Raw genomic sequence first — 4195 nt, forward strand, 5'->3', positions numbered from 1 at the left:
TTTCACATTTTATGCAAGTATCACAATCTGTACAATTTTTACAATCTGTACACTCTTTGCAACCTATACAATCCATACAATTTATACAATTTTCACAGTTTGTACAATTTATACAGTTTATGCAGTTTATACAATCTTCACAATCAATACATTTATCACAATTTATACAGTTATTCTCATCTGGATTATACTCATTTATCATTTTTACAAACATCTCCTTTTATTGTAATGAGCATCTACTATGGCTTTATAACTTATCCTCTAATAAATTAAGCTAACGAAATTAGTAATAACATTTATCTAAAATAATCTATATAGTACTTTTTATTGATAATATTTTACTTTAAAACATATGTACTCAATATATATGACTTTAAAGTCTAATTTGTTACTTTACTACATATAAAAAATCTATTTTGATTAAAGAACTTTTAATTTTAATGTTTATTTTACCTAATTTTATAACAAAAAAGAGTATACAATTCTTATGTATACTCCTTTTATTTGACTATTTACCTTCTTTAACTGTATCTTTTACAGCTTTTCCTACTTTTTTCCCTGTATTTATAGTTTCTTTTCCTATGTTAGCACCTGTTTTTATAGCTTCTTTTCCTACATTTAAAGTTCCTTGTACTGTTTCTTTAGCAACGTTACCTACTCCATTTACAACTTCTTTTCCTACTTTTTCTATAGGATCCGTTACTTTTTTTACTGCTTTTTCAACTTTGTTAACTTTCTCATTTTTTTTATTTTTTCCTCTCATAATGACACCGCCTTAAGTTGCAATAAGGAACTACCTCATTATATAAGTATATTTTGAGATATCCTTTATGTATTTTATGATACTATTTGACTAATTGTTACTATAAACAATTTTCTTACTAAAAATAATGAACAATGGATTAAATTATAATGTATTTAGCTACTATACTTACTGTTTTATTAATAGTAATGCTTAAAATAGCCGCAGTTTAATATAAAATAGAAAAACTCTACAAAGCTAGCATTAACTTTGTAGAGTTTTTCTTTTTTTTAAATATATTCTTTTATTTTAGATGCTAGATTTTCTTTAGGCATAAATCCTACTAATCTTTCTATAGGTTCACCATTTCTAAATATTATTACTGTAGGTACTGTGCTTACACTAAATTGTCTTGCTATATCAAGACTTGCATCTATATCTATTTTATAAAAATCAGCTTTTCCCTCAAATTCATTTGCTACTTCTTGAAATACTGGTGCTAACATTTTACATGGTCCACACCAAGTTGCAAAAAAGTCAACTACTGCTATTCCTTCTATATGTTCTACAAGGTTATTAAATTCTTCACTACTTATAACTTGTGCCATATTATAAATCTCCTTAAACTTATTTTTATTTTATTATTTACCCTTTTAATATTTATTATTTCCAGTATTATATATCTATGCATATTTATTTTATGTAAATTATTTCCCATTCATTGATAAACTTTAAATTAATTTTAATATAAGTAATATGTTTAAAATTTATATAGTATTAATTTTTATTTATGTGTAAAACATAATTGTATCTAACTTTATTTATGAGGTGATTAGTATGGAATTTATGACAAATATAAGAAAAGCTAGCTCTGCTTTACATAGTGCATCTGAACATACAGGGTATATAAAAAGAATACTTGATAAAAAAGCTACTAAAGAAGGATATACAGAATATATATACAATCTAGCAGCAATGTATAAAGCTATTGAAGATGGCCTTGATAAAAACAGTAACAATCAAATTGTAAAAGACTTCGTTACAAAAGAATTATATAGATCTAGTTTAATTGAAAAGGATATTAAATATTTATTAGGTGAAAATATTAATTCTTTAAATTTACTATCTTCAACAGTTTCTTCTATAGCTAGAATAAAGGAACTATCTAGCTCTAAACCTGAATTAGTTGTAGCCTATGCTTATACTAGATTCCTAGCTGACTTATTCGGTGGTAGACTTTTTTATGAGTTACTTAGCAATGAATATAAAATAGATAATGAAGGTTTAAACTACTATGATTTTAAAGATTTAGGAGATATAAAAGCCTATACTATGAATTATGCTTCTAAGTTAGGTTCTATAAACTTAGATGACAGCTTAAAACAAGAATTTATAAATGAAGTAAACAATGCTTATATATATAATTTAGCAATATCTAATGAACTAGAAATAAAACTACACCCTATTAAAAGAAATGATAAAAATAATCATGACAATGGGCATGGTCACCCTCATGGACATAATCATTAAAAATTACTTATATAAATTTTAAATATCTAAATCTTTTAAAATAAATTTTATTAAATATAAAAAGCACTTACATAAGTAAGTGCTTTAACTGGTGCCCAGAGGCGGAATCGAACCACCGACACGGGGATTTTCAGTCCCCTGCTCTACCGACTGAGCTATCTGGGCTTATGGCGGAGAGGGTGGGATTCGAACCCACGGTGCCGTTAAGCATCACTGGTTTTCAAGACCAGCTCCTTAAACCACTCGGACACCTCTCCGTAATCTTTTTTATAAATAATACTATATCATATATTTTTTTCTTTTTCAACATATTTTTGTTTATTTTTTAATTAATAATAAAATTCATATTATTTTATACTTTATATATTATTGTTCATTTTTTTAATTTTAATATTTGAGTTGGAATTTATACCTATTATTGCTTAAATATTTTTTATATTTTTCCTAATAATAAATATTACAGATATATTATTTGGAGGATAAATATAATGAAAAATAAACAACCTAAATTTAGTAGTAATAGTGATGTAAAAATGTCTTGTACAACTAAGAAAAGGCTAGAAGGAACTTGCCCTGAATTTAAAAATGATTGTGGTTGTAAAGAAGATAAAAATAAAAAATACACTAATCAATTTAAGTAAAAATTAATAATTTGTAGTTGAAAAGTTTGCTGATTTATATTATCTGCAAACTTTTTCTTTTTTGTCGATTTTATCTTTTCAAAGTCTATGTAATTTGATATAACTAATCTTATAGTAAATTTAATGAAAGTAGTATTGATATGAAGAAAAAAGGCTATTTATTCGTATTAATGGCAGCTATGTGCTGGGCAACACTTGGACTATTTGGTAATACACTTATGAGTTTAGGTCTTATTCCCGAACAAGTAGCATTTTTAAGATTATTTGTAGGCTTTTTAATTTTAACTATATATGCATTAATTAAAAATCCAACAATTTTAAAAATAAACAAAAAAGGATTTATTTTTGCTCTTTTAGTAGGACTTGTATGCCAAGCTGGATTTAATATGTTTTATTTTAATTATGTAAAAACTATAGGAGTATCTTTATCTACAGTTTTAGTATATACTTCCCCTCTATTTATAGCATTATTCTCAAGAATAATATATAAAGAAAAAATAGATAACGTAAAAAAAGTATCTCTTGCTTTATGTTTTATAGGAGCATTTATAGCTGTTACTAATGGTAGATTAGATTTTAAAGCTTTAAATGGATTTGGGTTACTTTTAGGTGTTGGTTCATCTATAACTTATTCCTTCATGCCTATAATAAGTAAAACTGCTTTAAAATACTGTGATAGTGTTACATTAATAATATATGGCTTCTTATTTGGAGCTATACTTATACTGCCTATAGCTAAACCAGTTGATATGATAAACTGCTTAGCAAATCCTAAGGCTTTAATATTTGCACTTAGCTTAGGTGTTGTTACTGCAGCACTTGCTTATATATTCTATTTAAAAGGAATAGACACAGGTATTGATTTATCATTAGTTGGTGTTTTAGCTAGTGTAGAACTTGTAATATCATCTGTATTAGGTTGGACTATACTTTCAGAAGATTTTTCTTTTATTAAGTTATTTGGAGTATGTTTAATGATGGTATCAGCTTATATAGCAACTAAATCATCAAGTGATGAATCTGTACAAGATGAGTATGAAACTGCTTGCTAAAATTCACTTCGATTTAGCAACGTGTTGGCGAACTATTTCATTTCGCCAACGATATATACTCGTTCTCACTTCAGATATATCCGTTGCTCAAAAACTGTGAATTTCTAGTAAGTAAAAGAGTATCTTAAATATTAAAATGGATCCTATATGGTGGACACGAGAAAAAGCGTGTCTATCTATATGGGATCTTTTTTTGTACAATATTAACTAAGAGGTGATTATAAGATGAG

Annotated in this window: 5 protein-coding genes, 2 tRNA genes and 1 pseudogene; 3 read left to right on the forward strand and 5 right to left on the reverse strand. The window is 26.2% G+C overall.

The genetic code is table 11. The features are described from left to right. The 3 genes and pseudogenes from Q5F54_RS11295 to trxA all read right to left on the reverse strand — a co-directional run. Positions 1 to 202, reverse strand: a 202-nt coding sequence (locus tag Q5F54_RS11295; protein ID WP_331562774.1) for a hypothetical protein, incomplete at its 3' end; no start/stop codon positions are given. Positions 203 to 508: 306 nt separating this feature from the next. After that, positions 509 to 763 carry a hypothetical protein gene (locus Q5F54_RS11300; protein WP_281537538.1) on the reverse strand — a complete coding sequence of 85 codons (255 nt, stop codon included), beginning with the start codon at positions 761 to 763 and terminating at the stop codon, positions 509 to 511. A 269-nt stretch (positions 764 to 1032) separates the two neighbouring features. Further along, a pseudogene (gene trxA, locus Q5F54_RS11305) lies at positions 1033 to 1368 on the reverse strand (thioredoxin); the annotation flags it as partial. A gap of 211 nt (positions 1369 to 1579) precedes the next feature. On the opposite strand from trxA, the gene Q5F54_RS11310 reads away from it, so the two are divergent. Next, positions 1580 to 2272, forward strand: a complete 693-nt coding sequence (locus Q5F54_RS11310) for a heme oxygenase (biliverdin-producing) (RefSeq protein ID WP_302334447.1) — start codon at positions 1580 to 1582, stop codon at positions 2270 to 2272. Positions 2273 to 2361: 89 nt separating this feature from the next. Here the strand turns inward: Q5F54_RS11310 and Q5F54_RS11315 are convergent. Continuing rightward, positions 2362 to 2437: transfer RNA gene (locus Q5F54_RS11315), tRNA-Phe, on the reverse strand. A 3-nt stretch (positions 2438 to 2440) separates the two neighbouring features. Then, a tRNA-Ser gene (locus tag Q5F54_RS11320) sits at positions 2441 to 2529 on the reverse strand. A 231-nt stretch (positions 2530 to 2760) separates the two neighbouring features. Here Q5F54_RS11320 and Q5F54_RS11325 point away from each other — a divergent pair. Further along, positions 2761 to 2913 (forward strand): hypothetical protein, encoded by a 153-nt coding sequence (locus Q5F54_RS11325; protein WP_277231663.1) that lies wholly within the window; start codon positions 2761 to 2763, stop codon positions 2911 to 2913. Positions 2914 to 3053: 140 nt separating this feature from the next. Beyond that, on the forward strand, positions 3054 to 3965 hold the full coding sequence (locus Q5F54_RS11330; protein WP_302334448.1) for a DMT family transporter: 912 nt from the start codon (positions 3054 to 3056) through the stop codon (positions 3963 to 3965). Positions 3966 to 4195 lie beyond the last annotated feature (230 nt).

The organism is uncultured Romboutsia sp., from assembly GCF_958366745.1.
Lineage (GTDB): Bacteria > Bacillota > Clostridia > Peptostreptococcales > Peptostreptococcaceae > Romboutsia > Romboutsia timonensis.

Excerpts from the sequence above, each read along its gene's own strand:
- Q5F54_RS11330 (WP_302334448.1), top strand. The coding sequence starts at position 3,054 with ATGAAGAAAAAAGGCTATTTATTCGTATTAATGGCAGCTATGTGCTGG.
- Q5F54_RS11310 (WP_302334447.1), top strand. The coding sequence starts at position 1,580 with ATGGAATTTATGACAAATATAAGAAAAGCTAGCTCTGCTTTACATAGT.
- Q5F54_RS11300 (WP_281537538.1), bottom strand. The coding sequence starts at position 763 with ATGAGAGGAAAAAATAAAAAAAATGAGAAAGTTAACAAAGTTGAAAAA.
- Q5F54_RS11325 (WP_277231663.1), top strand. The coding sequence starts at position 2,761 with ATGAAAAATAAACAACCTAAATTTAGTAGTAATAGTGATGTAAAAATG.